Origin of the sequence: Nitrospira sp., assembly GCA_029194665.1 — a bacterium.
Lineage (GTDB): Bacteria > Nitrospirota > Nitrospiria > Nitrospirales > Nitrospiraceae > Nitrospira_D.
This window is the reverse complement of the sequence record JARFXO010000002.1, coordinates 61,617-87,549: the sequence shown is the minus strand read 5'-3', so window position 1 is coordinate 87,549 and position 25,933 is coordinate 61,617. Positions and strand designations below refer to the sequence as shown.

Genomic DNA, 25,933 nt, shown 5'->3' with positions numbered 1-25,933 from the left:
AACATATTATCACTCCCTAAGTACTAGCGCTTCCAGGGCGAGTGGGTGCGACCTCTGTGAGTCCGTCCCCTCTGTGGTGTTCCAGACTATGAAACTTGTGATTACGATTGATACCGAAGAGGACAACTGGGGGATCTACAGTCAATTTGGAGCGACACTTAAGAACATCGAACGAATACCTGAGCTTCAGGCGCTTTTTGATGAATTCGGAGCAATCCCTACGTATCTCATCACTTACCCTGTGGCTACGGATCCAAAAGCGCAATCCATCTTGAACGATATCCGCCGCAAGGGACGATGCGAAATTGGGGCGCATTGCCACCCGTGGAATACGCCTCCGTTCACTGAAATATGCTCCGTAAAGAATAGCTGGTTGTGTAATCTTCCAAGCGTTCTTCAGTTGAATAAAGTTCGAGCTCTAACGAAGATGATTGCGGAGACTTTTGGGGTTCGGCCATATTCGTTCAGGGCGGGACGTTGGGGATTCAGTGTAACAGTGGGGGAGCATCTTGCTGCACTGGGATATAAGGTGGACACATCGATCACGCCATATCTCGATTGGACAAGAGATCATGGTCCAAACTTCACACAATACTCGCCATTGCCGTTTCAGCTCGGTGTTAGGAATCGCATTGGAGAGGACTTCCCTGTAAATGTGATTGAAATTCCTGCATCTATCGGCTACCTGCAAGCTAACGCAAATCTATCTCATAAAATATATGACTTTGCCAAGCGCCCATTCCCCGAGTTCCTTAGGCTCCCAGGCATATTGGCCAAGCTGGGCCTTGTCAACAAGATTTGGCTCACACCCGAACTCTGTAACAGTGTCAGTATGATCCGGTTGGCAGAGGTCATGATGAGGCGCGGTCTCCCTATTATGAATCTGTCCTTTCATTCGACTACGCTCGTAGCAGGATTGACCCCGTTTGTCTCCACATCCGCTGATGAAAGGAAATTCTTAACGGGAATCAAAGACTTTCTTCGATACGCGAAAGATTCGGGTTGTGAGTTTCACACGTTAAGCACGGCTGCTGATGCGTTGACATTCCCAGCCAATGACCTGGCGTTCGAGTAAGGTCATATTCAATGTGCGGAATAGCAGGAATTTATAACGGTTCCGCGGCTGCCGAAGGACAGCTCGCGGCGCTCATTGAGAAGATGACTCAGCGTCTGAACCATCGGGGGCCAGATGATTGTGGGTTCTATGTCGATCGTTCAGTGGCTCTTGGCCACAGGCGCCTCAGTATCATCGACATCCATGCCGGACACCAACCCATGGTCAATCAAAAAGGGGATAAGTGCATCGTCTTCAACGGAGAGATCTATAACTATCAAAAGATTAAAGCGGAACTCCAAGCACGAGGATATCTTTTTGCGACGAATAGCGATACAGAAACGATATTACATGCGTACGAAGAATGGGGCATAGGGTGTCTGCAACGTTTAACCGGCATGTTTGCGTTTTGTATCTGGGACCGGAGCACCGAAACCCTATTTTTAGCAAGAGATCGCCTAGGTGAGAAGCCGCTCTATTACGCACAGCATGGGCGGCTATTTTCATTTGCGTCAGAAATTAAGGCCCTTCTGTCTCTACCATCCATCCTTCGGACGATTGATCAGCAGGCTTTGGCAGCCTACTTCATGTTTTCCTATATTCCGGCTCCACGGACTATTTACCAGTCTATCCATAAGCTGCCGCCCGGACATTATGCGCTTGTTAAGAATGGACATCTATCCATCCATCAATATTGGGATGTTGAATTTGCCCCAAACCGAGCACGGAAAGAAAAGAGATGCATTGAAGAGTTTCTTGACCTTCTGACGAACTCCATTCGTGGACAATTGGTCGGCGAGGTTCCACTTGGAGCGTTTCTCAGCGGAGGAATCGATTCCAGCACCGTAGTTGCCATCATGAGCGGATTAAGCGCTGATCCTGTAAAAACATTCACAATTGGCTTTTCCTGTGCCGATGAAACCTATGAAGATGAGCGCCAGTACGCCACGTTACTTGCAAAGCGCTACCACACTGATCACAGAGAACACGTCGTTGCCCCTCATGCCGATGGTCTGCTGGCCACGATTGTGGAGGCATTTGATGAACCCTTCGCTGATGATTCTACCGTCCCATCATATTTCGTCTACCAGCTGGCGCGTAAACGCGTCACGGTGGCTCTATCAGGGCTCGGGGGAGATGAAGCCTTTGCAGGGTATTCTCGATACGTCGGGTATCAACTCAGTCACTTGTACAGCGGATTTCCCGGTTGGCTGAGAAGCGCAATCGGAAATCGTATCTCGGGAACCTTATCGGATGGGATATGGGGGGGCTTCAAGAGTAGCCATGTGAAACGGTTTGTCCGTTCCGCCGCTCTCCCTGATGATAGACGATACCTGGGGTTTGTCACCAAGTTACCAGACCGATACCAGAACACCTTCTTCTCTACCTCGCGAGGTTGCTATACCGACGCAGTTGAGGCTGCCAAGGAGGAGTTCTTGAAACACTTTAATTCTTCACAGGCCGACGAGCCTCTGAACCGCGTGTTCTACTGCGACATGAAAACCTATCTTCCGGACGATATCCTGACGTGTACCGATCGCTTGAGCATGCATCACTCGCTCGAAGTCCGTGTTCCCTTTCTTGACCATAACTTGATTGAATACTCAGCGACGATTCCTCCAGAAACGAAACTGAGACCGTTTCGGGGCAAGTATCTTCTAAAAAAGGCCGTCGGCGAGCTTCTTCCACGTCAAATCATCAGCCATCGAAAACAAGGTTTCGTGGGACCGACTGAGCAATGGCTGAAAGGGGAACTACGAGACTTCACTTTGGAAAAGCTATCCGAAAAACAACTTTCCACACATGGCCTCTTCGATCACCAAACGATCACGGCCATTCTCGACCATCACTACAGCGGCAGGGAAAATAACGATGTGCTTATCTGGTCCCTCCTGATTTTTCAATCGTGGTTTGAGCGATTTATGAGCTGATCCGTTGACTGCCAGTTTCTGAGTGAATAAACCGATGATCACATCTCTTTCGGCCATAGAGATTACTTTCTGGGCGGCGACTTTCCTCATCGCTTACCCATATGTTGTATACCTGGTGATCCTGAAAGCTCTGACACTGGTGTCGCGCGACCATCAGATCCCTGAGAGAAGTCTAAGGTCTCCCAAAGTAACTCTGATTATCTCCGCCTATAATGAGGAAGCCTCTATAGAAAATAAGATTCATAACTCATTGATGTTGGATTATCCGAAAGAACTGTTGGAAATCATCGTTGTTTCAGACGGTTCGACCGATCGCACGGTCGAAATCGTCTCCCGGTTCTCTGATCAAGGCGTGCAGCTCCACCACTATGAGGGGAGAATCGGGAAAACCGCCTGTCTCAACCTTACCATTCCACATGTGGAAGGAGAGATCGTCGTTTTTTCGGATGCCAATGCACTGTACCGGCCGAATGCAATAGAGGAACTGGTTCGTCCATTCGAAACACCAAGGGTCGGCTACGTGACCGGACATACCAGCTACATGCGAGCGGATGAGCAAAGCGGTGAGTCAGCTGCTGAGTCGATGTCACTCTATGCCAGAATACAATTTAAGATCAAACTGCTTGAAAGCCAAGTAGGGGCCTGTGTCGGTGCAGACGGCGCAATGTTTGCCATCCGCAAAGCACACTTTGAGCCGCTTGGATTACACGATATCAATGATCTTGTGCTGCCGTTAAGAATTCTGTTGCGAGGAGCTGAAGGAAAGCTGGCGACCGACGCCGTTTGTACAGAGTACGCATTTGGGACACCGCAGTCACAGTTCCGCAGGCAGGTCCGCATCTCCGCTCGATCGATTAGAGCGCTTCTCGGCCATCTGGAGCTCATGAATCCATTTCGATTTGGTCTGACTGCGTTCAAGCTGGTCTCGAATAAAGTACTCAGAATTGTCTGTCCTTTTGCGATGGCGGTATTATTTGTCGCCAACATACCTCTGGTCTTCGAGCACTGGTTTTACGGGCTCACTCTCGTCTTGCAATTTGGTGTGTATGGAATGACGCTGAGCACTTTACTTCATCCTACTGGAGGAGGCATCACAAAAGCGTTGTTGGTCGCCAATACGTTTGTGATCGTCAATGCCGCGATTGCCTATGGGTGGATTCAGTATCTGCGCGGAGAAACATTCGTGACTTGGGCTCCCGTGCGAAAGTAGCTTTTAGACAGTTCCCACTGGTGGCCTCGACTAGAATTCCACCTCATGAGTAATCACCGGCATCAGCCCACGGTTCGCACCTTCAAACAGGCCTCGACGAGGTTGGATATCACGCGGGTGTTTACGAGTTACAATACCCAGAGCAGAAGTCTTCATTTCTTTGGGATTCCTCGGTGGAGAAGTAGGCAGTGAAAGAGCGTATCGCAGCATCGGTGTTCTGGATTGGATGGTCAAAGGGCGTTTTACAGACGATCTCATTCTTTGCCACGCTGGTGGTTGCACGATTGTTAGAGCCTAGTGACTATGGACTTGCGGCGCTGAGCGGAATTTGGGTATCTGGCCTGATTCTCTTTGCCGAGCTAGGACTCGGAAATGCCGTCATCCAGTTTCGCGACATCGACAATCAAGAACTCAACTACTGCTTTTGGCTGACTGTAGGAACCACCGTCACCGGATATCTGGTCATCTATTCTCTGGCTCCTTGGGTTGCCATCTGGTTCGCTTCCCCGAAGCTGACGGAAGTCCTGCGGTATATGAGTATCACACTTGTCCTCGTGGGGCTGCGCGTGGTCTCCGAAAGCTTGCTTAGGAAGCAGCTCTGCTTTGACAAAGTGGCTCAGACGGAAATCGCCGCTATTCTGACGACCATTCCCTTGCAGATTATACTGGCTTGGATGGGAGCTGGTGTCTGGGCACTTGTTGCGGGGATGCTCACGCTTCAGCTGGTCCAAACATCCGCGACATTCTACCTTGCCGGGTGGTGGCCTGGGTTTCGCTTAAGTAGCCCTCGCCTCAAAGAGATACTAAGCTACAGTCTTTCAACACTTGGCGGTAGGCTGAGCTGGGGGCTTTTTGACCAGACGGATTCGTTCGTATTGGGGAAGATGTTTGGAGACACGGCCTTGGGTGTCTATAGTGTGGGAAAACAACTTGCCCTCTTGCCTGTCCATAAAATCGCCGTTGTCATCAATCAACTTGCTCATCCTGTCATGGCTGAGCTTCAGCAGGACAAGGAGCAGATGAGAAGGGCACTGCTCCGCCAAATGAGATTAGTTGGATGTCTCACGACTCCTCTCTGTATCGGCTTCGGTCTAGTGGCGGATGATGTGATTCTTGTCGCACTCACAGAAAAATGGTTGCCGGCTGTCCCGTTGGTCCGTGTTCTTTGCTTGTATGCAGCGTGGCAATCCCTGAGCATCCTGCTGCCTCCTATCCTTTTTGCCAGGTTTCGCACCGGGGTCATTTTTTGGTGGAATACTTCGCTGTTAGCTGTAATGCCGTTTGCGTTCTGGGCCTGTGCAGTGTGGCAGGGGACATTGGGTCTTACCTTAGCCTGGATCACGGTTTACCCGCTTCTTACGCTCGTAATAGTTCGTGAGGTGAATAGGGAGCTGGATCTGCAATGGTCAACATTAGGGTTACAGCTGTTACCCATAGTGAAAGCGACCTTGCTGATGAGCGTTGCTGTCCTCTTGTTTCGCTACTATGTCTCAGCCAATGACGCGACAGAGGCCTTTCTCCGACTTGTGTCGTCCGTGATCCTTGGCGGTCTAAGTTATACGGCGGTGATCTATTGGCAGGGAAGACATATGGTGCCGGAGTTGACAGAGGTGTTTGGGTGGCTATTCGGGAGACTGCGTCAAGTATATCCGGCGAGATAATGGCTTAGCAGCGAGCAGAGCAAACACTTTTGTGATCGGAGTAAGGGGCGTGTGTGCAATTCTGGCGATAATGCGATTTGATCGTAGGCGTGTGGAGGCTGAGTCTGTCTTACGCATGCGTGACTCGATGCGGCATCGGGGGCCGGACGACGCAGGGATATTTTTGGGGCATGATGTCGCGCTTGCCCATCGCAGACTTTCGATTATTGATCTATCTGAGCACGGCAAACAACCGTTAACGAACGAAGAAGGCACTCTTGTCCTAGTATTTAACGGAGAAATCTACAATTATGTTGAGCTCAGACGCGTATTGAAAGAACATGGGCATCGCTTTGCTTCATCCTCGGACAGCGAAGTCATCGTGCATCAATATGAAGAGGATGGCCCGGACTGTGTGCATAAGTTCATCGGCATGTTTTCCTTCGTGCTCTTCGACCGAAAACGGAGAGTCCTTGTTGCAGTCCGAGATCGATTGGGAATCAAGCCGCTCTATTATTATAACGACCATAAACAAGTTCTGTTTGCTTCAGAGGTGAAGGCTCTACTTAGAAGTAATGAGATCACCGTAGCGCCGGATTATCAGGGCCTGTCCGATTACCTCTATGCCGGTCGTCCGCTCGGCGGGAAGACGACGTTCCGGAACATTAGCGAGGTTCCTCCAGGCCACATGGTGATTGTCGAACAAGAAACAGGACATATCAAGATCCAGAAATATTGGGATGTTCCGTTCCACTATCAGTATGGACGGAGTGCTTCAGAACTTCAGGAAGCGCTCAACCAACTATTGGATCAGGCTGTGGGGATACATTGCCGCAGTGACGCCCCCCTCGGTTGCCACCTGAGTGGAGGCCTCGACTCTAGCACGGTGACGGCCTTAGCAGCCAAACATTACGAACACCTAAGGGCTTTCTCTGTCAAGTTTTCAGATGATCCCTACATTGATGAAACACGCTATGCGAAACTGGTTGCTGATCATGTCGGGGCTCAGTATTTTGAATGTAGGCCTTCAGCTCTCGACCTCAGCAGCCATCTCATATCACTTGCTTGGCATATGGACATTCCGATGGTTGCTGATGGATTCTCGTATTTTAGCGTCTCCCGCCTCGCCAAAGAGCACGTGAAAGTCACACTCACTGGTCATGGAGGAGATGAGATCTTCGGCGGATATCCACCCCAGTTCCAGGCCAGCTTTGGCAGGACGGACATGTTTACGATTAAAAGAGACCCCAACATGGCTTCGAGACCCTCATTCCTCAGTCGTGTGCTGGCACGTGCCAGACATGGCGGCTGGAGGGCACTTGTCGACCGTTTAGGTGGGAGAATGATGCCAAGACCGGTCTCCCTGGAAGATCTTTGGATCAACCTTCATTGCGGCCCGCTTCCCACGAACAAAGCAGTGTTTCATGGCAACTTCATTTCTGAACTCCATGGCTACAGTCCAAGGGAGGAGTATCTTCAGCCATTCCGTGAGTCAGAGAAAATTCCAACTTTCGACAGGTGCCTGTATCACGATCTTCGCATTTACCTCCCCAGTCTGCTCCACTTGGAAGATCGTGTAAGTATGGCAGTATCCGTTGAATCGCGTGTCCCTTTGCTCGACCATAGAGTTATTGAATTTCTAGCTACGGTCCCTCCTGAACAAAAAATCCCAACTCTTGAACCAAAGTATCTCCTGCGAAGGGCGGCCTCAAGCTTACTCCCTGCTGAAATATGGAATAGAAAAGATAAATTTCCATTCCCTGTTCCTGGTAAATTCTGGTCATCAGATGAAGTTAAGTCCATCACCGATCCATTGCTTACTTCTCGGGAAAGTTATTCGCGGGGAATTTTCACCCGTCAAACGCTGACTGAATCAAGCCGGAGTAAAATGAATGGATGGACGTGGGCTATGGTGAACGTTCACCTGTGGTTCAAGATCTTTATCGACAAGGACTCTAACTGGACCGATCAAGTTCGGCCTCTTTACAGAACCTAGATGTAATTTCTGGAAAGCCTCTGGCGGGGGAATATAGAGGCTTAATATTTTGAAGAAAGCTTCCCAATTCGACGGGGAAGTTTCGGCTTTTCAGAATGTGGAGCTGTAGTTCGAGAGATTCATCGATCGGATCAATCGATCCTCAGGCGATCAGGGACAAGGCCCCCGATGACATTTGCACTGTTCAGCCTATGGACATTCTTCCTCATCGGTCGGCCCCAGGATTTGTTTACAGGTCTGGCGGCCTTGCGGCCGGCGCTGACCCTAGCTGCCTTGACCTTTATGGCAGTGGCTTTTCAATCTTCACAGAAGAACCTGGTCTATTCAGGTCTCGGGACGCCGGAGGCCAAGAGGTATTTTATCTTTTTTGGCATTGTGGTCGTTGGCATTCCCTTTGCGTATCACCGCGGGATGGCATTCGGCATTATCTTCACGGTGTATTTGCTGAACGTCATGTTTTTTGTGGCCTTTGTTACATTGGTGGACAGTTTGGAGAAGTTGAAGAGGATTCTCTCGGTCATCTCATTCTGTACAGTCTTCTATGGCGTGAGTGGTTTGCTCACTGGCGGTTTTTATCAGGGGCGGTTCACGCTCTATGGCGAGATGTTTGATCCAAACGATGCCGCCTATCTATTGGTGACGCTCGGTCCTCTCAGCCTGTTTTTTATTGTCCGGCATGAAGGCAGACTCAAGAAAGTCCTGGCTTTAGTGGGAATCGGCGCCGCGGTTATCGTGATTTTGCTGACGGGCTCGCGAGGCGGACTGTTGGGTTTAGGTGTGGTGTTCGTTCTGGCGTTGTTTTCTCGGGTCGTATCAGTTAAGCCACCCTACAAGGTTGCATTTCTGGCCGGGATTGTGACTATCGCCGCGCTCAATTTAGACAAGATTAATGTGGGCCGTTATCTGACATTGACAGAGATTGGGCAGGACTACAACCTGACATCGGAGACGGGACGGCTCCAGATTTGGGCGAAGGGGATTGAGTTGCTCCTGGCCAACCCACTCACTGGTGTGGGGGTCCAATGCTTTCCGATGGCTATCGGCTACCTACGGGCGGACGTCAACGTCATTCCGGAATGGCAAGCGGCGCATAATTCCTTTCTTCAAGTAGCGGTCGAAACCGGCCTAATTGGCTTCATAGTCTTTATATCGCTGATCGGCGTTTGTGCGCGCAATATTTCACGATGTCGGAGGCTCAAATCAGTCGACTCGAGAGGCACCGATTGGGACGAATTGGCGGTTCTGGCAGGGGTGGTGCAGTTGTCGTTCATAGGTCATCTGGTCACGGCATTCTTTTTATCACAGGGTTATTCGTTGTTTTTTACATTGCTTTTTGCACTCTCGGCCGTCCTGAGACGACTAGCGGCCGCTCCGGTTGACGCTGAAGACCCCCAAATTCATCCGGGCTTGAAACCTAATTATGTCGTAACAGAATACGGACAGGCCTGCCTCGGGAAAGCCCCAAGGGCCTGAACACGAGGATGATAACTCAGTAGACCTGGAAGATGATGAAGCTCTTTCCGAATTGATGCGGCCGAACCAGGTTATTGTTCCTGTCCGAGAAGTAAATACCGACCAGCCCGTGCCACTCATGCCGATCGAGAACAACAAGAGACTTAACGAGCCTTCGCATGCCGGCCTATCAAATCGGCTGAAAATCCTCTTTCTGACCAACCGCGGTCCATACCCGATCAAAGATGGTCAGACGCGAAGGACCTACAACATTCTCAAAGGGCTTGCGCTGAGGCATGAGGTGCATCTGCTGTCGCTCTATGAGTCGCCGGACGAGGCCGGATTCGAGAGCGTGGAGCACCTGAAAGGCTTCTGCGAGCGTGTCGAAATGCTGCCCGCCCCTCCCAAGGCATTGAGCTTCGCGATGGTCGCGCGTTTAGTGAGGAGTCTGTTCTCCTCGGATCCCTATACTGTTTGGAGGCATTACTCCCGAGCATACGCGAGGCAGGTGCAGGTATGGGTCAGTGCAATGTCATTCGATGTTGTTCATTGTGACATCCTTCCCTTGACGTACTCTGTGAGGGACCTCAAGGGTGCTTTCCGAACGCTTACCGATCATGACGTGAGCTACCTAAAGACCAAGAGGCTTGCCGCTCAGACGCGGAATCCGGCCCTAAAATTGTTTCTCTATCTTGAGGCAATGAAACTCAAACGATTGGAGAGCAGAATTTTCTCGAAGCTGGAATTGGGGATTGTCGTGTCAGAACTGGATCGGGAACATTTAGAACGTCTTTGTCCAAAAGGGCGTTTCGCTGTGGTGGAGAACGGTGTCGATGTTCGAGCATTTGTTCCAGATCCGGACAGGGTCGAGCCGAATGCACTGGCTTGGGTGGGCGGGTTTCATCATTCTCCAAATTGCGATGCGGTTAAATTCTTTCTCGAGGATATTTACCCCTCGATCAAACGGGAACGGGCCGAGGCCAGGTTGTATGTCGTTGGCGGCGGAGTTCCGGACTGGCTGAAAAGATATGCGACGGGTGATCCGTCTATCATCCTGACGGGGTATGTTGATGATCCGCTCCCTTACATCCAGCGAGCGGCCGTATTTGTCGCGCCGATATTGAGCGGAGGAGGGACAAAGCTCAAGGTGTTGGAAGCAATGGCGGTAGGGAAGGCTATCGTTTCAACCTCCATAGGTGTTGAAGGGATTGAGGGAAACGATGAGGAGCATTTTATGGTGGCGGATCGTCCAGCCGTCTTCGCAGACAGGGTGGTATCCATATTGAGAGATCTTTTTCTTCGAGAGCATATCGGTGCAAACGCCAGAAGACGGACGGTAGAGAAATATGATTGGGAGTCGATCTGCGAAGCAACGAGTAGGCTCTATCAAACTGCCGGGAAACGAATCGATTATGTGGACTAGGAAGGTCGCGCCATCGGATTCCATGCAGTCTGAATGCAGGGGAGATGTGCAAATGAAGCCGAAGGTGCTCATATCGATTGCAACAGATCCCATAGGTGGGCCAGGAAAGGGGTTATTCCAGTTCTTGAAATGTGCCCCTCGCGAGGTTTTCGACTATACCCTGTGCAACTTCAAACTGATGAATAGGCCGACAGGGCAGTTTATCCAGGAAGCTCGCAGGAATGGTCTGAACCTGGTGTTGCTGAACCAGCGGGTCATGATTGACCCGAGCCTGATTATGCAGGCTCGGCGCATCGTCCTAGAGCAGGGCATCAACCTAATCCAGACGCACGGGTACAAATCTAACGTAATGGGGTTTTTCTTGCGATCGATGTGCCGACAGCCTTGGATCGCTTTTGCGCACGGCTACACGGACGACAACCGGAAAGTCCGACTATACAATCGAATCGACAGGGCTGTGCTCAGGCGCGCAGATCAGATTGTTACTGTATCCGATTCCTTGAGGTTGTCGCTGATCGGAAGCGGCATCCGAGAGGACAAGATTCGGGTGATTTACAACGCGATAGAACTAACTGATGTCAAGCCGACAACAGAAGCTACTGAGGTGAAGAAACGACATGGTATCTCAGCAGACCAGAGGGTGGTCGGGGTGGTTGGTCGACTCGGCCCAGAAAAAGGGCAGTTGGTTTTCCTGAAGGCGATGAAGAAGGCAGTACGGGGTTGTCCGAAGCTGATCGCCCTGATTATTGGGGAGGGTCAGGATCAGGAGATGTTAAAAGACTATTGCAGGGAGAACAGGCTAACTGAACATGTGATCTTTTCCGGGTATCAGGAAAATATCGACGATTACTACCAAATCATCGATGTGCTGGTGGTACCGTCACTCAGCGAGGGCCTGCCGAACACGGTGCTGGAGGCGATGTCATTCGGAATTCCTGTGCTGGCCACTTCGGTTGGAGGAATACCAGAGGTTATTGGGGATGAGAACGGTGTCTTAGTTCGTCCCAATGATTCGGAGGCTCTCTCGGATGCTATGATCGAACTGTTTCAGGATGACACTCGTAGGATCAATATCGGTTCAAAAGGAAAAAGCAGCCTTCATCCCCGTTTCGAGGCAGAGCATCGGGCGCAACAAATCATCGGCCTTTATCATGATCTACTCGCATCTCGATTGGGGGAAACCAGGGTTTGGGCTCATGGCTGATGCATCCCGTAGAATGTCCATCATGCAGGTGATCTATTCACTCCAAGTGGGTGGATCCGAGAAGCTCGCCCTTGAGATTTCATCACATTTAGATCTCAAACAGTTCAAGCCAAGCGTATGTGCCCTGGATTTAGGTGGCGAATTGGCCAAGGATTTGGAAAAGAACAACATTGATTATCATGTTCTGCACCGGAGGGGGGTCGAACTTAACATTCTGCGGAAACTGTATCGAGTAATCAAGCGAGGGCGTGTCGACGTGGTTCACACCCATCACTTTACGCAACTGTTTTACACGGCGGTTCCGGCCAGATTGGCCGGCGCTAGAATCATTCATACGGAACACGAATTCTTTTCGTATATGAGCAGTAAGTTGAGTCGGACCATGATTCTGCCCCTTTCACGACTGTGTGATCGAATAACCGTGGTCGGTCCAGAGGTCGCGGACTATTTTGTCCGGACGCTTGGGATACCAGAAAGAAATGTGGTGATCGTTCCGAATGGCGTCGACACCACGAAGTTTGACTGTGACCGGAAAGCGGTTCGAGAAGAGCTAGGCCTGAGTCCGGAGGAGGCAGTAATCGGAACGGTCGGGCGGCTAGAACCGGAAAAAGACCAGAGAACTTTGCTCGATGCGGTTCTGCAAGTTAAAGGCGAATGCCCAAACGTCAGACTGGTGATTGTGGGAGATGGTCGCCTCGCCGATGAGTTGCGAGCTTATGCGAAACATATTGGAGTATTTTCCCAAACGTTGTTTTTGGGCACACGGCGAGACATTCCGAAGTTGCTCGCGGCGATGGATGTCTTCGTTCTCTCTTCTGTTCGGGAAGGACTTCCAATCGCACTGATTGAGGCGATGGCGGCCAAAAGGCCGGTGGTCGCGTCCGACATTGGCAGCATTAGGGCCTTGGTTCGAGACGGCCATAACGGATTCTTAGTTCCGTCTGGAGACGCAGCCGCATTTGGAAGGGGCTTGCGGCGATTGCTCAAGTCCTCGGAACTGCAAGAGCATTTGGGAGAAGCGGGGAGACGAACCGTCGAGGCATCATTCAGTCTGGCCACGATGATTCGGGCGTACGAGGGCCTCTATCAGTCCACGATAAGGAAGCCGCATGTGTGGAATTAGTGGCGTGGCCACGTTCAAAGAGGCAGGGGCTCCGGAATCCGTGACTGAGAAGATCAACCGAGCACTGCGGCACCGTGGTCCCGATGATGAGGGATATTTTCGGGATCAAGGCGAGAAGGCAATCTTGGGGCATACGAGACTGAGTATTATTGACCTTGGATCCGGGCATCAACCGATTTTCAACGAGGATGGCAGAATTGCAGTGGTCTTCAATGGGGAGATTTACAACTACCTCGAATTGAGGAAGGAACTTGAACACAAGGGCCATACCTTTTCCACACAATCGGACACTGAGGTCATTGTCCACCTCTATGAAGAAATGGGGCACGATTGTGTTCACCGGTTAAGAGGGATGTTTGCATTCGCGATTTGGGACGGTCACAAAGACGAACTCTATCTTGCTCGGGATCGTGTCGGGAAGAAACCGCTCTATTATGCCATTGCGAATGAAACGCTGTATTTTGCGTCAGAGATCCAGGCGCTATACGACATTCCGGAAATTCCTAAAGAGATTGATTACGGCGCGATCGACCACTATCTGACCTATAGCTATATACCGAGTCCGTATTCCATTTATAAGGCCATTAGAAAGCTTCCTCCAGCTCATCGGCTTGTGTACCACGCGAACGGCATGGAGATCGTTCGATACTGGGCTCCGGACTACCGTCCAAAAACCTCATTGGATTACGAGGGGGCCAAACGGGAATTAATCCGGATTCTATCTGAGGCAGTTCGAATGCGGCTTCTCAGCGACGTTCCGTTAGGAGCGTTTCTCAGCGGGGGGGTTGACTCCAGCACGGTTGTCGCGTTGATGAGCCGACTGTCCAATCGTCCTGTGAAGACCTTTGCGATCGGATTTCCGGATAAAGATTTTAATGAACTGAGCTATGCGAAGGAAGTGGCCAGGTTGTATCAGACGGATCACCATGAATTCATGGTTGAACCGAATAGATTGGAGGTTCTACCAGACATCGTTCGCCATTACGGAGAGCCTTACGGAGATTCTTCCGCAATTCCAACGTGGTATCTCTCGCGTATCACGCGGGGGCATGTCACTGTGGCATTGAACGGTGACGGGGGGGATGAGCTGTTCGGCGGCTATGCTTGGTATCGTGTGATCCATCATTTGAATCGTGCGTCCAATCTAGTCGGTCGTCCTCTGTCCGTCGTTCTTCGGCATCTCGGAAGGCAACTTCTTCCGCGCCGGATTCAGCGAGGCCTTGAATTGCTGGCCCTTCCAGCACCACAGCGATTTCAGGCGCTGCGGAGTTTTATCGGCACACACGATCGCGAAGATCTCTATCATGAAAACTTCAGACAGCAACTTGAGATCGCGGCGGAGGAGTATCTTTGCCGGTTGTATGACGGCTCCCTCGAACATGACTATGACCGGTTATTTTGCGCCGACTTCCTTTCGTACCTTCCCGAAGACCTTCTCGTGAAGGTTGATCGTGCCTCGATGGCCCATGGACTCGAGTGCAGGTCCCCCTTTTTGGATCAAGAGCTGGTTGAGTTTTCATGCAGTCTGCCGCCTGATTGGAAGATCAGCGGCGGCCGGTCTAAGCGGATACTCAAGGAGGCTATGGCGGACTGGTTTCCGAAGGGATTTCTCGATCGGCCTAAGATGGGATTCTCGGTTCCGATCGGAAAATGGTTCAGGGGTGAGCTCAGGAGTTTTATTTATGATCGGTTGATGGACGGTCAGCTGGCCAGCATGCCGTTGCTGCGGAAGCAATCTATTCGGGCAATATTGCAGGAGCATTTCGAAGGTGTGCGTGATCATGAAACACGGATTTGGAATTTGTTCATGCTCAGCCTCTGGTTTGACGAGTATGGCAAACCAATCTGAATAGGCAGTACGTCGTGCGCGGTTGGCTGGTTCCGCAGTAGAGTTCTTAGGTCGAAAAGGGGGCGTCATGCTTTTGGTCAGCAACATATCCTTACCCAAACGCTGGACTGCTGCAAACGGGAAAACCGGAGAATCTATCCGCGTGGAAACAGCGGACCAGTTTATAAGAGCCAGTGGAAAAGACACTGTTTGGGTTGTTAATTGTGACCCGGGGCTGACGTTCCAGTTGGCGGCTTGGAAGTGGCGTCGGATTTTCGAGACACAGCGGTTAGTCGTTATTGATATCGTTTTACGGCGCCCCAACCGGTTGGTTTCCCGGCCGGCGGTTCTGGTCAAGCGCCTACTCCTAAGGAAAGTAGACCATTTTGTTCACTATTTCCGAGATCTTCGCGGGTACGCCGAGGTATACGGAATTGATGAGGCCCGCAGCTCGTTCGTTCCCTTCAAACCGAATCTTCGGCATGGGCAGGAACAGTTCCCGGTGGTGGAAGGGGAGTATGTGCTCTGTTTCGGTAGGTCCTGTCGGGACTTCGACACATTTTTCCAGGCGATGGAAACCCTGCCGTATCCGGGGGCGATCTCAGATCCGGACAGGGAAAAATTGAAGGCTCACGGGGCTCGCTTTACGCGAAGCCTCGAACAACTACCGACTAATGTGAGGGTGCTTCCGGATGAGGGTGGGGAACAAGCACAGATCCGGATTCTACAGGGTGCGCGGCTCGTTGTTCTTCCGATCGTGTCCACAAGCATCGTGGCAAGCGGAATCAGTACGGCGCTCAACGCGATGCTGTTGAGGAAGTGCGTGATTGGCACAGAAGGACCAGGGATGGGAGATGTTTTCGGGAAGGCAGTCTTAACCGTCCCTCCCGAGGATCCGATATCGCTCGCGGCAGTCATCCGGAAAGCATGGGAGGAGCAAGACGTGCGGGCAGCCGCTGCGGCTGCGGGACAGACCTATGCGTTGGCTCTTGGGGGAAAAGATGATTTGTACCAGCGCATCGTTGACCAGGTAGCGGTGGCGAAGTACCAGTAAAATCGGGACGTGGTCGCTCTCATAGCTTTACCGCGAGGGCGAGAATCCTCTGCAGTTACCTTGCACCGATACCGGGTGACTAACTCCACGACGGCCTCGGTGAGGCCTCCATCACATCTTGATGTAGAGGATCGAGCAGCGGGCGTCTTTGAGCCGTCTCAGAAACCAGACCGCTGAGAGCTGGGAGTTCGGTGTTTCTGACAGCCCAGGTTAGGCCGCGTGCTTAGCAAATTCTTGGGGCCTGAGATCCACCCCAGAGGGTCAGGCGTCCGTTGCTCGTCATAATCGATCCGTCACGCTTCAATTTTTTGTCGCTCGTCGCATTCCATTTTGGGAGTAGGTTGCAGTGCAGATTCATAAGAAAATCGTCTTTACGATTAGGAATTTCAGGGAAATAGCTTACCATCACTATGGGCCGAGCCCATTTAGCCTTATTCGATTTGTTTATTATAGTCTTTTCCGAGTGAATACCTTTTTGGTATTTGAGAAGGATTTAAGAAGAGAGTTTCCGGAGATTGACCTCGATCCTGGAATTAAGATCATCTCGCCATCTCTGGAAGAATTGGACCGGCTTAGGAAAGATAAAAATTTACCTCGAGAATTTTTCTCTGACCAAATACACAACGCCAAAACATGTTGCATCGGTTTCTGCGGTGAAGAGATTGCATATGTCCACTGGGTCTATTCAAAGGACGAATACAGCCGGTTTGTGATCCTCGACCCAGATGTTTGTGAGATAAATCATGTCGCAACATTGCCGAGATTTAGAGGGAGAAAATTGTCAATGATGATCTTGAAGTTTGCGTTCAAGTCTCTTCAAAAGCTAGGTTACAAGAAGGTTGCAGTGGTAGTTCATGAAAATAACGTGGCTTTTATTAAGAATATAAAACGACTGGACTTCAAGGAAACGAAACGGATCAGAACCATTGGTCCATTCAACCGGAAAGTGCCTGTGTAGCGACTAGGGCGTGTCATCAATTAAGCCATGTCATTGAAGCAGCGAGATAGATGGCACCGAGGAAATTGGCGGCGCGTTTGTCGTAGCGGGTGGCGATGGCGCGGAATTGCTTGAGTCTGGCGAAGAAGTTCTCAATCAGATGCCGGGCTCGGTAGAGGTCTTGATCGTATTCGCGGGGGGTGGTTCTGTTGGCTTTGGGGGGAATGACCACGACCTTGCCCGCTCGTTGCAGCGGCTGGATCACCCGTTCATCGGCATCAAAGGCCTTATCGGCAATGATGGTATCCGCGTCAATGCCGGGTAGCAAGACATCGGCGCCCTCCAGGTCATGCGCCTGCCCTGGGGTGAGATGAAACCCCGTTGGGTTACCCAACGCATCACAGGTGGCGTGGATTTTGGTGGTCAGGCCACCCTTGCTGCGTCCGATGGCTTCCTGCGCGTGGTGCCCCCTTTTGCACCAGCGCTGTGCTGGTGGGCACGAACGATGGTGGAATCGATCATCGCGTATTCGTTGTCAGGATCGTCAGCAAGACGTTCAAACACCCGCTTCCAGACGCCGCGTCGACTCCAGCGCGTATGGCGTGTGTGGATCACTCGGAAATCTCCGAACCGCTCCGGCAGATCCCGCCACGGGATCCCCGCGCGATACCGGTACAACACCGCTTCCACAAACAGCCGGTTGTCCTTCGCCGTCACGCCCACCGTCTCTTCACGACCAGGCAGCAGATGCTCGATCTTCTCCCATTGGTCATCACGCAATCCATACCGTCTCACCATCCGCAGACCCCTCCTTTGGTCTGGGACGGAGTAAATCACAACACGATGGCTCTGTGAATCGAGAAAATTAATTGATGACACGCCCTAGTAGAAAACGGCATTCTCGCTCCAAATGATGATGCGGTGAAGCTCACAAGTGCTCTCATGCTCATGATTAACAACAAGAGGCTGTGCTTAATACTCGGGGCCAAGTTTAGGCATATGGCTTCCTGTCATAGCCGAGAAGACTGCGGTCGGGTTTATGCAAGCCTTTTTCGATCACTTATGAAAGTATAGAGTTGACTATTCCTTGGTCGGCTCGAAGCGCTGGGCTCGTCTTTTTTGTCTTTGCGACTTTCTTGAGCTTTGCAGCCACATCCTGCTGCACTGAAAGAGGGCTGACCGTCGAGCATACAATCCATCCATCCAAGACTAGAGATGCACTCCCTGAACGATCGCCAGCAGTTGCCTATGTTCTTGGGGGGACTGAGGCAAGCCTTGAGAAACGATTCCTTCTTGCCTCTGCGTTATACAGGGAGGGAACGGTTGCCAAAGTTCTTTTTCTAAGCCGTCCCGGCAAGACTCGGTACAGCCAAGATCTCGGACGCAATCTTACTAATGATGAGTGGGCAGCGCGTCATCTGGCAGACCTTGGCCTTCCTTCTGGCGATCTTGAACCCATTGTTGTTCCACCCAGGATTTTTGGTACGTTGGGTGAAGCTGAAACCGTGATTGAAGTAACACGTCTTCGCGGTTACCAATCCCTCATCCTTGTAACTTCCTCTTCTCACACTCAACGAGTTTGGCAGACGTTCACATCTCTGGCAGCAGGCCAGGATGTTTCTCTTTACATTTATGCAGCCAATGACCAAGTCGGAGCATCGGCACTAATCTGGGAATGCTTAAAGCTTGGCGTTTACAAAATATTTCTAATTTAGTCAGCGCGCAAGCTCCCCTGAAAAGTAGAAAGGGTAAACGAAGAGTCTTCTGCACAACCACCACCTCTTCCCATCTTATACCGTGATGCGAAAAACAGTTTGTGTGATAGGCGGTGGTTTGGCGGGAGGGATCCTTGCCTCAACTCTGGCGGCAAGAGGTCATTCCGTAAGTCTTGTGGAACTAGGAGATGCTCCTGCACCGTTGTCTCCTAGTAATGAACTATGGGATCCGACAGAAGTGAAAATGCCTTTTACCAGAGGGAGTGGTATTGGTGGAACTTCCAACTTCTGGCATGGCGGGCTGACTATTCTCGATAGAACGGACGTGGAGGGGATATCTGACCATGATAAGCGTATCAGAGCTCCGTTCACGTATAGTCAGCTTCGTAATTACTATGCTCAAGCCGTGGCTCTCGTTCGCGGTGAGAAGGCATATTCACTGGACGACATCGAATCCCCACTAGATGTCCCTATAGGCGGTTTCGGAAAAACAGGGGGTGCGTTCAGATTAAAAGCGCTTCTCTATCCAGACAAGCCATTTTCCAGCCGCTCGCTGATTCAGCGCGCGCAGGGGCTACATGGGCTGCAGGTAGCCCCCAATATCGAAATAAGGAGGCTGGTGAACTCCAGCTCCAGCCGTATCACCTACGCAGAAGGAATTGATCTCACAAGTGGGAGTTTGAGGAAATTCTCTGCCGACATCTTTATCTTAAGTGCAGGAGGGTTAGGGTCTCCAAAGATACTTCTAAATTCCATTCGAGAATGTCCTCCGCTGAGGAAGCTACCAATCGGGAAATTCATCATAGATCATCCGACCGGATTCGTATTCAAAGCGAAACTACGGCACCACATGACCCTGCGGCCACTATTCGGCCTGGCTCGGAAGGGATATAAGCTTCGGTATGGTTTTGCCCTTAACCCGGACTGTTTGAACAATGTGGACGGCCGTAATCACATTCTCTATTTGCGCCCGGCCATCTCGATGAAGGACCCTGGCACATACGACGTTCTGAAGCGAAAACTGGTGACCTATAAAGGGAAGTCAATCAGTCCACTCGATATTGTCCGTCTTGTCAGGCATGCGGACCTGTTATTCGACGCGATCAACTTTAAATACGGATTATCGTACTCGACAAGCTACGTATCGGGGTTGGTGTTTTTCGAGCAATTCCCGGATGACAATGCCCAAATACGTCAACTTGATACCGGGAAGTTCGGGATCAAATGGGGCATATCAGATACAGACTGTCAATCACTGAAAAAATTTCTCGCGCTGTATTTCCAGAATTACTCGAGGCTGTTCGAGTTTTTCACTATATTCCCACGCATAAGCTCCCGATTGGATAGTGCAGGGCATCACTCTGGTGCGTGTCGGATGGCGATGAATGTCTCGGAGGGCGTTGTGGATGCAGATCTGCGAGTGTTTGGGACCGATAACCTATTTGTGGCTGACGGTTCTGTACTGGCGTATTCCGGCCACGCGAACACTGGCCTAACCATTGCGGCACTTGCATTAAAGTGCTGTGACGCGGTGTCCGGTATCTAGGAGCCTGTCCGACACTAGGGGCCAAACTCAATTTGAGGTTCCCCCTATTGTTTGGACAGGTTTTCATCTGAATGAAGTTCATGAATCTTTCTGCTGTGTCCTCCTTTCTGTCAGCGGACTCCTGACCGCGTTTTCCTCGTGGCCGTGGACCACGCCACCTCGCCTTGAGGACGATCAGGTCCACGCAATTGTGAGATCGACCTTATGGGTATCCCTTTCGTCGGTAGAAGAGGGTGGCTTTGCAAATAGTAGATTGGAAAGACCGTAAGACATGGGATGAGTTTGTACTTCGTGCCAAAGACGGCACTGTAGGGCACCTGTTCGGTTGGCGCGAAGTCATTGAGAAGTCTTATGGGATCCAGGCCAGGATGCTTGCGGTTGTCGATAATGGAAGGATGAGGGGCATTCTGCCCATAGGGTTTGTCAGAGGATTCATGGTGGGGACACAGCTGGTGTCCATGCCCTTTCTTGATTATGGAGGAGCATGTGCGGACGGTGCCCCAGGTGTAGCAGAAGCTTTAATTAAGGAAGCGATGCAGCTGTCTCGTCAGCACAAGAGCCGAATTCTGATCCGATCCTTGGACCGGTCTGCGGGAGATCTCTTCTGTAGCTTACACAAGGTAACAATGTGGCTTCCCCTTGCTAAGACCGAGGAGGCGATGCTCAGGCAGCTTCCATCTGATCGGCGGAATCGGTTGAAGAAGGGGTTACGGCATGGCTTGTCCTCAACGCTCCACGGTGTGGATGGTGTTGATGAGTTCTATCGTGTGTGGTCGATCAATATGCGGGATCTGGGATCTCCCCCGCATTCTCGGGAGTTCTTCCGTTCTATGTTGGAGACGTTAGGAGATGCGGCCCGTATTCTTATCGTGCACGACAAGGGTGAGCCAATTGCTGGAGCTGTATTGCTGCAGTTTCGAGGGATATTGTCTATCCCATGGGTGTCTTCCCTAAGAGCCCACTTTAATAAATCCCCCAATCAAGTCCTGTACTGGGAAGCTATGCGCTTTGCAATCTCAAGCGGATGTAGCCATCTAGATTTTGGTCGGTCCACCAAAGGATCTGGAACGTATGAGGCAAAGCGTCAGTGGGGGGCGGAGCCGCGCCAATTGTATATTTGTTCAAACAGGGAGGAATCCGGAGCGCCCAGGAATGAGATGAGTCGGTATCGATGGGCAGCCACTATCTGGAAGCATATTCCCGTGCCGCTAGCCAATTTGGTCGGGCCATCCTTACGGCGTCGCATTTCAGATTGAGTCAGCGAAGTTCCTGTGGGTCTTCAGCAGAACCGTTCATGAATAATGCGGACTAGCCCAACTTCCGCAGTTCGCGATGTCAGAGTGAGGGATTTCAATGGGTTGTGCAAAAAGTCGGCACTACACCGGGGTGGCCATCGCAAGTGGCGGCGTCAGCCGCAATCGGTGTGGCAAGTCCAGGCCCAACCGGTCGAGCAAGGCGGCCTGGGCGTGATCCGGCCGCACCACGCAGCGCAGCCGGACCTCCCGGCCATCCGTCCTCGGCAACACCACATCGGTGCTCTGAATGGTCCGGAGTTCTTCTAAGATCGTGCGCGGACTGTGGCCCAGCCCAGCCCGCTGTTGCCACTGTTCCAGGGTCTTCCACAGCACATAGGCCAAGAAGCACACCAGAATGTGAGCCTGGACCCGATCCGCTCGTTGATGCCAGATGGGACGCAGGGCCAAGTCGCTTTTCTGAATCCGGAAGGCGGCTTCGGCGTCGGCGAGTTGGACATAGGTGCGCCACAAGTCCTCCGGACTCCAGTCCGGAATGTTGGTGCGGAGCACATAGCAGCCGTCGCTGACGCGAGCCCAGTCGTCCCATTCCGGCCGGCTGGTCCACGTCACCCGAAGACCCGACGCGGTGGTCGGGTCTGCCACCACGTCGATCACGTACCGCCCGGCGGCACGGGGATTGTGCGCGAGGAGTCGGCCGATCTGTCGCTCGATGGGGCCCCGCTCCAGGGGACGGCGCGCCCGACTGAGTCGTCGGGCCAAACGGGCCACCCCGCTCTCAATGCGCTGCCCGAAGCGCGTGTGCATCGCCCGCTCCTTCTCGCGCCGCTCGACGGATCGGACCAGCAGGAACGTTTCGGCGCCCTCGGGCCCGAGGCAGGTCTTCGCGTCCACGCCCTCCCGCACCGTCGTCCAGTCGCGCTCGTCGGTCAGCGCCCGGGCCCACTTGCGCAACTCACTCTTGGGCGTCCCGAGCAGATACCGGCGCCCGCTGGCCCGCAGCCAGGCCAGATTCTCTTCGCTCGTCATGCCCCGATCCATCACCCAGATCCGCTGCGCGAGCCCATAGCGAGCTTCCATCGTCCCCACGATCTCCTCGACCGTCGTCACGTCGGTGCGGTTGCCGGCGAAGACCTCATAGCCCAGGGGCAGCCCCTCCCGCGTGACCACCAAGGCGATGCAGACTTGCTTGCAGTCGGGCCGATGATCCCGGCTGTAGCCCCGGTGTGCTAACGGATTCGCGGCCGCCGGCCCTTCGAAGTAGGTGCTCGTCACGTCATCGAGCAGCAGATCATAGTCCAACGCGAACAGCTCCCGGAGTCGGGCCACCAGGTGGGACTCCAGCGCCCGCTTGTGGGGCAGCAGCCGATCCAGCGCCCGATACAAGCGATCCTCATTGACCAGGTCAGCCGGCACGCCGAGCAGGTCCTCCAGCGCAGTCTGCCGGTACCAGGTCTCGGCAATGTGCAACTCACTCGCCGGTTCACACAATCGGGCCAGGACCAAGACCGCCGCCATCGTGGCCCAGGACACCGCTTCCCGGCCCGCCGGCAGCAGCGACCCCAACGCGGTGTCCAACTGCAAGGCGCGCCACAGCGTCCAGCCCAGCCACACATCGCCGAAGCGGCGGTTGCGTTCCAGCCGCACCGGATCCAGCCGGACCGGAACGACCGTTTCCTCCGCCGTCTCCGGTGTGAACAGATCCGGTTGTGTGACCCCTCCGACGAGCACCTGAGCCAGCGCTCTCGCACGGGCACAGCCTTGGGCATCCAATTCGCCCAACTGTGCCACCGTTTGCTGGACGACCCGGCGGCCCATCCGCACCGAGCGGACCAACCGCCAATACGTATGAATCTTGCCATCCTTGCGGCGTGTCGTATGGCGCAGATACATCCTGCGTTCCATATGGACTGAGCGCCCCGTTCACGTCAATGGGGTTGGTCGGCACTACATCGTGGTTTCACGTAGGTGGTCGTAAGTCTGTCGCGGGGTTGCGCGAACGCAGAGGGCGAAAAAAGACTCCGAGGTGACCGAACTGCGGAAGTTGGGCTAGCAAGTTGAGGTCGTCGGGACATGACTCAAGAGGCACAGCGTAGTCTCACGACCAGCCTTCGCTGATTCTCCGTGAACACGCTCCACACGTGATAACGAAACCGACCAACGTCCTTGTAACCGGTGCAACGGGGTTTCTAGGGCAAAGGCTTGCGAAGCGTTTGGTCACCGAGGGGTATCCGGTGCGGGCTTTCGCGCGCAAACAATCTAATGCAGGCTCTCTAAAGGAATTGGGGGTGGAGATCACTATTGGCGATTTGGCTGACGAATCATCGGTCATGGCCGCCGTCGAGGGTGTCGACGTTGTAGTGCATGCCGCAGCTGGAACGAGCGGAACTGCGAGGGACTCTGACACTGCAACCGTTCAAGGCACACGAAACATTCTCGATGCCTGTAGGATGGGTTGTATCAAGAAGCTCGTCTATATCAGCTCATGCAGTGTCTACGAGGTTGCTGGGTACAATGAGAACCAGGTTGTGACTGAAGAGGCACAACTCGAGCGATTTCCTCTTCGCCGTGGACATTATTCTGCCGCTAAAATTCGAGCCGAGGCCTTGGTGACTGAGGCCATGAACCATGATGGCTATCCTATTGTTGTGCTCAGGCCAGGAACGCTGTACGGGCCTGGAGGCGACGTATATACGAGAATGATGGGCGCTTCATTTGCCCGACGAATCTTCGTTGTATTCGGCGATGGGGAATGCGCGGTACCGCTTCTTCATGTGGATAATGCGGTGGATTCAATCGTGGAATGCATGCGCAATAGCGCGGCGGACAATCAGGTGTTTAACGTGGTGGATCAGGATCTGGTCACGAAGATGATGTACATGGAACATGTAGTTAAGCCGTTGAATCCGAAAGCGATTGTGCTCTATTGTCCGATGTCCTGGCTGCTTATTGTGACATGGGTGCAAGAAAAACTGCTCACGCTCGTTGGAATACAGCCTGTCCTCTCCGTGTACAGACTAGTGTCATCGCAGAAATGCGTCAGGTATAGCCCAGAAAAGGTCGATAAAGTGATCGGGTGGAAGTCTCGCATCAGCTTCAATCAAGGCGCGGAGCGACTCCTGCTGGGGTATGGACGGCCAGCTGCTCCAGATAACGAGCAGTAGCGTTATGAGAAGAGCAAGCTCGACCATCTTGTGAATTGCAAGCATATCCGTCGCTTGTACGGTTTGGATTGATTGCAGCTCGACATGCAGATTCGTCGAGGAAAGCGAGGGAAGCATGTTCAGGATAAGTGTTGCCCCGGACATCAGCTTGAGATCTTTCTGAGCCGAGCCGGATGTGGAGGGTTTTTCCTGCAAGACAAGAAACGTCAGATGGCGATACAGATGAACGCTTCATTAAGATGCTGATATTAGATGACATCTAGCGTGAGGAATCGGCTTTCAACCTGTCGAGAATTGGCGCATATCTTGCTAGGCACATTATAGTGCCCCATATCGACAGAGGCAAATAAGAGCATTTTTAAATATTAACGAGAACTAACACGGATGCTGCTGCGACGGGGTGTACATAATTGTTCCGCATTGCTCTAATGAGCCATCACTGGAGTGCATTGCAGCAAATCCTAGGAGGAAATGATGATACGAATAGTGCCAGTTCGAAACGTCATTCTCATTCTTGCCATTGCCCTTGCTTCACCTCAAGTCAGTGAAGCTGCCATTGACATATCTTCTGGCTTCTGGTCTACCACGTTCAATTGTCCCGAGCAGAAACAGCGTGACGCCGCCTGGTTGACGTGCGATGGGTTGGCAAGATATGGGGATTGGACGGCAAGTACAGGCCAGGTTGAGCAAATCACCCCATTAGCAAACATGGCGGCAGGAGGCGGAGGAAGCGGGCAACGCCACTGGATCGGAAGCGGAAAAAACAACAATTCAGGGTCTGCGGAGTTCTGTTTCACGACTCCTCAACCAGAATTCTGGATTCGATACTACACCCGCTGGCAACAGGGGTATTTTATGAACCAGCAACGAGCGCAGAAGCTCATCTATTTCGCCGGGTCGAACTTGGGACCCTACATCGACACCTATGGAGCAGACGGCATTCGCGTGGTGTTCGGCTCCTCGATTGGCATGAGCACGAACGGCGTGTGGAACACGATCATGGGCGGACAAACGTCCGACGGAAAATGGCATGAGTTCCAGTTCCACCTAAAGGCGGCCGGCGCAAACGGAGGCGGGGACGTCTGGGTCGATGGTAGGCATGTCCTCGCGTTCGCTGGATTCGACTGGGGAAGTGTCACGCGGTGGCAGTGCTTTGAATATCCAGAGAACGTTGACAGCAATGCTACCGGAAGTACCATGTATCAGGACATCGACGATTTGGCAGTCAGCACGAAGGGGTATATCCCTTCTCTCGTCCCTAGTAGTGCTGGTCCTCCGCCTGCCGCACCCACGAATTTAAGGATTCAATAATTCTCATTTGCCATTGAATGAGGAAGGGCATCAAAAGAGCGCTTTAGTGCACCAAATAAGGATGCACCTCATCAATACCAGTCGCTCCGGAT

At 52.3% G+C, this 25,933-nt stretch carries 19 protein-coding genes; 17 read left to right on the top strand and 2 right to left on the bottom strand.

Annotated elements, in window-relative coordinates; translation table 11 throughout:
• Positions 1 to 88 precede the first annotated feature (88 nt).
• From P0119_06100 to P0119_06045, 12 genes are all read left to right on the top strand, one after another.
• Positions 89 to 1,075 carry a hypothetical protein gene (locus P0119_06100; protein ID MDF0665633.1) on the top strand — a complete coding sequence of 329 codons (987 nt, stop codon included), beginning with the start codon at positions 89 to 91 and terminating at the stop codon, positions 1,073 to 1,075.
• Between the two features lie 11 nt (positions 1,076 to 1,086).
• On the top strand, positions 1,087 to 2,985 hold the full coding sequence (gene asnB / locus P0119_06095) for an asparagine synthase (glutamine-hydrolyzing) (protein MDF0665632.1): 1,899 nt from the start codon (positions 1,087 to 1,089) through the stop codon (positions 2,983 to 2,985).
• Positions 2,986 to 3,019: 34 nt separating this feature from the next.
• Complete coding sequence (locus P0119_06090; GenBank protein ID MDF0665631.1) at positions 3,020 to 4,195, top strand: glycosyltransferase family 2 protein; 1,176 nt, start codon at positions 3,020 to 3,022, stop codon at positions 4,193 to 4,195.
• A gap of 188 nt (positions 4,196 to 4,383) precedes the next feature.
• Positions 4,384 to 5,856, top strand: coding sequence for a lipopolysaccharide biosynthesis protein (locus P0119_06085; GenBank protein ID MDF0665630.1), 1,473 nt, complete (start codon positions 4,384 to 4,386; stop codon positions 5,854 to 5,856).
• Between the two features lie 49 nt (positions 5,857 to 5,905).
• The gene (gene asnB / locus P0119_06080; GenBank protein MDF0665629.1) at positions 5,906 to 7,831 is read left to right on the top strand and encodes an asparagine synthase (glutamine-hydrolyzing); all 1,926 of its coding nucleotides are present in this window, start codon (positions 5,906 to 5,908) and stop codon (positions 7,829 to 7,831) included.
• 168 nt (positions 7,832 to 7,999) lie between these two features.
• A complete protein-coding gene (locus tag P0119_06075; protein MDF0665628.1) occupies positions 8,000 to 9,304 on the top strand; it encodes an O-antigen ligase family protein in 1,305 nt (434 codons plus the stop codon).
• A 118-nt stretch (positions 9,305 to 9,422) separates the two neighbouring features.
• A complete protein-coding gene (locus P0119_06070; protein MDF0665627.1) occupies positions 9,423 to 10,706 on the top strand; it encodes a glycosyltransferase in 1,284 nt (427 codons plus the stop codon).
• Positions 10,707 to 10,884: 178 nt separating this feature from the next.
• Entirely contained in the window at positions 10,885 to 11,910 is a 1,026-nt protein-coding gene (locus P0119_06065; protein ID MDF0665626.1) for a glycosyltransferase family 4 protein, read from the top strand.
• 22 nt (positions 11,911 to 11,932) lie between these two features.
• Positions 11,933 to 13,033, top strand: a complete 1,101-nt coding sequence (locus P0119_06060) for a glycosyltransferase (GenBank protein ID MDF0665625.1) — start codon at positions 11,933 to 11,935, stop codon at positions 13,031 to 13,033.
• Positions 13,020 to 14,882, top strand: coding sequence for an asparagine synthase (glutamine-hydrolyzing) (asnB, locus tag P0119_06055; GenBank protein MDF0665624.1), 1,863 nt, complete (start codon positions 13,020 to 13,022; stop codon positions 14,880 to 14,882). The genes P0119_06060 and asnB (P0119_06055) overlap by 14 nt, the downstream gene beginning before the upstream one ends.
• 142 nt (positions 14,883 to 15,024) lie before the next feature.
• Complete coding sequence (locus P0119_06050) at positions 15,025 to 15,915, top strand: hypothetical protein (GenBank protein ID MDF0665623.1); 891 nt, start codon at positions 15,025 to 15,027, stop codon at positions 15,913 to 15,915.
• 346 nt (positions 15,916 to 16,261) lie between these two features.
• Entirely contained in the window at positions 16,262 to 16,873 is a 612-nt protein-coding gene (locus tag P0119_06045; GenBank protein ID MDF0665622.1) for a GNAT family N-acetyltransferase, read from the top strand.
• 16 nt (positions 16,874 to 16,889) lie between these two features.
• Here P0119_06045 and P0119_06040 read toward each other — a convergent pair.
• A protein-coding gene (locus P0119_06040) for an IS5 family transposase (protein ID MDF0665621.1) occupies positions 16,890 to 17,647 on the bottom strand; the annotation gives its coding sequence in 2 pieces (ribosomal slippage) (positions 16,890 to 17,312 and positions 17,315 to 17,647; 756 coding nt in all).
• A gap of 281 nt (positions 17,648 to 17,928) precedes the next feature.
• Here P0119_06040 and P0119_06035 point away from each other — a divergent pair.
• The 3 genes from P0119_06035 to P0119_06025 all read left to right on the top strand — a co-directional run bounded on the left by P0119_06035 (position 17,929) and on the right by P0119_06025 (position 21,369).
• Positions 17,929 to 18,567 (top strand): ElyC/SanA/YdcF family protein, encoded by a 639-nt coding sequence (locus tag P0119_06035; GenBank protein MDF0665620.1) that lies wholly within the window; start codon positions 17,929 to 17,931, stop codon positions 18,565 to 18,567.
• A gap of 118 nt (positions 18,568 to 18,685) precedes the next feature.
• Positions 18,686 to 20,113 carry a GMC oxidoreductase gene (locus P0119_06030; GenBank protein MDF0665619.1) on the top strand — a complete coding sequence of 476 codons (1,428 nt, stop codon included), beginning with the start codon at positions 18,686 to 18,688 and terminating at the stop codon, positions 20,111 to 20,113.
• A 239-nt stretch (positions 20,114 to 20,352) separates the two neighbouring features.
• On the top strand, positions 20,353 to 21,369 hold the full coding sequence (locus tag P0119_06025) for a FemAB family PEP-CTERM system-associated protein (protein ID MDF0665618.1): 1,017 nt from the start codon (positions 20,353 to 20,355) through the stop codon (positions 21,367 to 21,369).
• Positions 21,370 to 21,489: 120 nt separating this feature from the next.
• Here P0119_06025 and P0119_06020 read toward each other — a convergent pair whose 3' ends face one another.
• Positions 21,490 to 23,271, bottom strand: coding sequence for an IS1634 family transposase (locus P0119_06020; GenBank protein MDF0665617.1), 1,782 nt, complete (start codon positions 23,269 to 23,271; stop codon positions 21,490 to 21,492).
• A 236-nt stretch (positions 23,272 to 23,507) separates the two neighbouring features.
• On the opposite strand from P0119_06020, the gene P0119_06015 reads away from it, so the two are divergent.
• Both P0119_06015 and P0119_06010 read left to right on the top strand, forming a co-directional pair.
• On the top strand, positions 23,508 to 24,530 hold the full coding sequence (locus tag P0119_06015) for an NAD(P)-dependent oxidoreductase (protein MDF0665616.1): 1,023 nt from the start codon (positions 23,508 to 23,510) through the stop codon (positions 24,528 to 24,530).
• 471 nt (positions 24,531 to 25,001) lie between these two features.
• Complete coding sequence (locus P0119_06010; protein ID MDF0665615.1) at positions 25,002 to 25,841, top strand: hypothetical protein; 840 nt, start codon at positions 25,002 to 25,004, stop codon at positions 25,839 to 25,841.
• Positions 25,842 to 25,933: the final 92 nt, after the last annotated feature.

Excerpts from the sequence above, each read along its gene's own strand:
- asnB (MDF0665624.1), top strand. The coding sequence starts at position 13,020 with ATGTGTGGAATTAGTGGCGTGGCCACGTTCAAAGAGGCAGGGGCTCCG.
- P0119_06100 (MDF0665633.1), top strand. The coding sequence starts at position 89 with ATGAAACTTGTGATTACGATTGATACCGAAGAGGACAACTGGGGGATC.
- P0119_06090 (MDF0665631.1), top strand. The coding sequence starts at position 3,020 with ATGATCACATCTCTTTCGGCCATAGAGATTACTTTCTGGGCGGCGACT.
- P0119_06020 (MDF0665617.1), bottom strand. The coding sequence starts at position 23,271 with ATGGAACGCAGGATGTATCTGCGCCATACGACACGCCGCAAGGATGGC.
- P0119_06075 (MDF0665628.1), top strand. The coding sequence starts at position 8,000 with ATGACATTTGCACTGTTCAGCCTATGGACATTCTTCCTCATCGGTCGG.
- P0119_06060 (MDF0665625.1), top strand. The coding sequence starts at position 11,933 with ATGCAGGTGATCTATTCACTCCAAGTGGGTGGATCCGAGAAGCTCGCC.
- P0119_06070 (MDF0665627.1), top strand. The coding sequence starts at position 9,423 with ATGCCGATCGAGAACAACAAGAGACTTAACGAGCCTTCGCATGCCGGC.
- P0119_06010 (MDF0665615.1), top strand. The coding sequence starts at position 25,002 with ATGATGATACGAATAGTGCCAGTTCGAAACGTCATTCTCATTCTTGCC.
- P0119_06065 (MDF0665626.1), top strand. The coding sequence starts at position 10,885 with ATGAATAGGCCGACAGGGCAGTTTATCCAGGAAGCTCGCAGGAATGGT.
- asnB (MDF0665632.1), top strand. The coding sequence starts at position 1,087 with ATGTGCGGAATAGCAGGAATTTATAACGGTTCCGCGGCTGCCGAAGGA.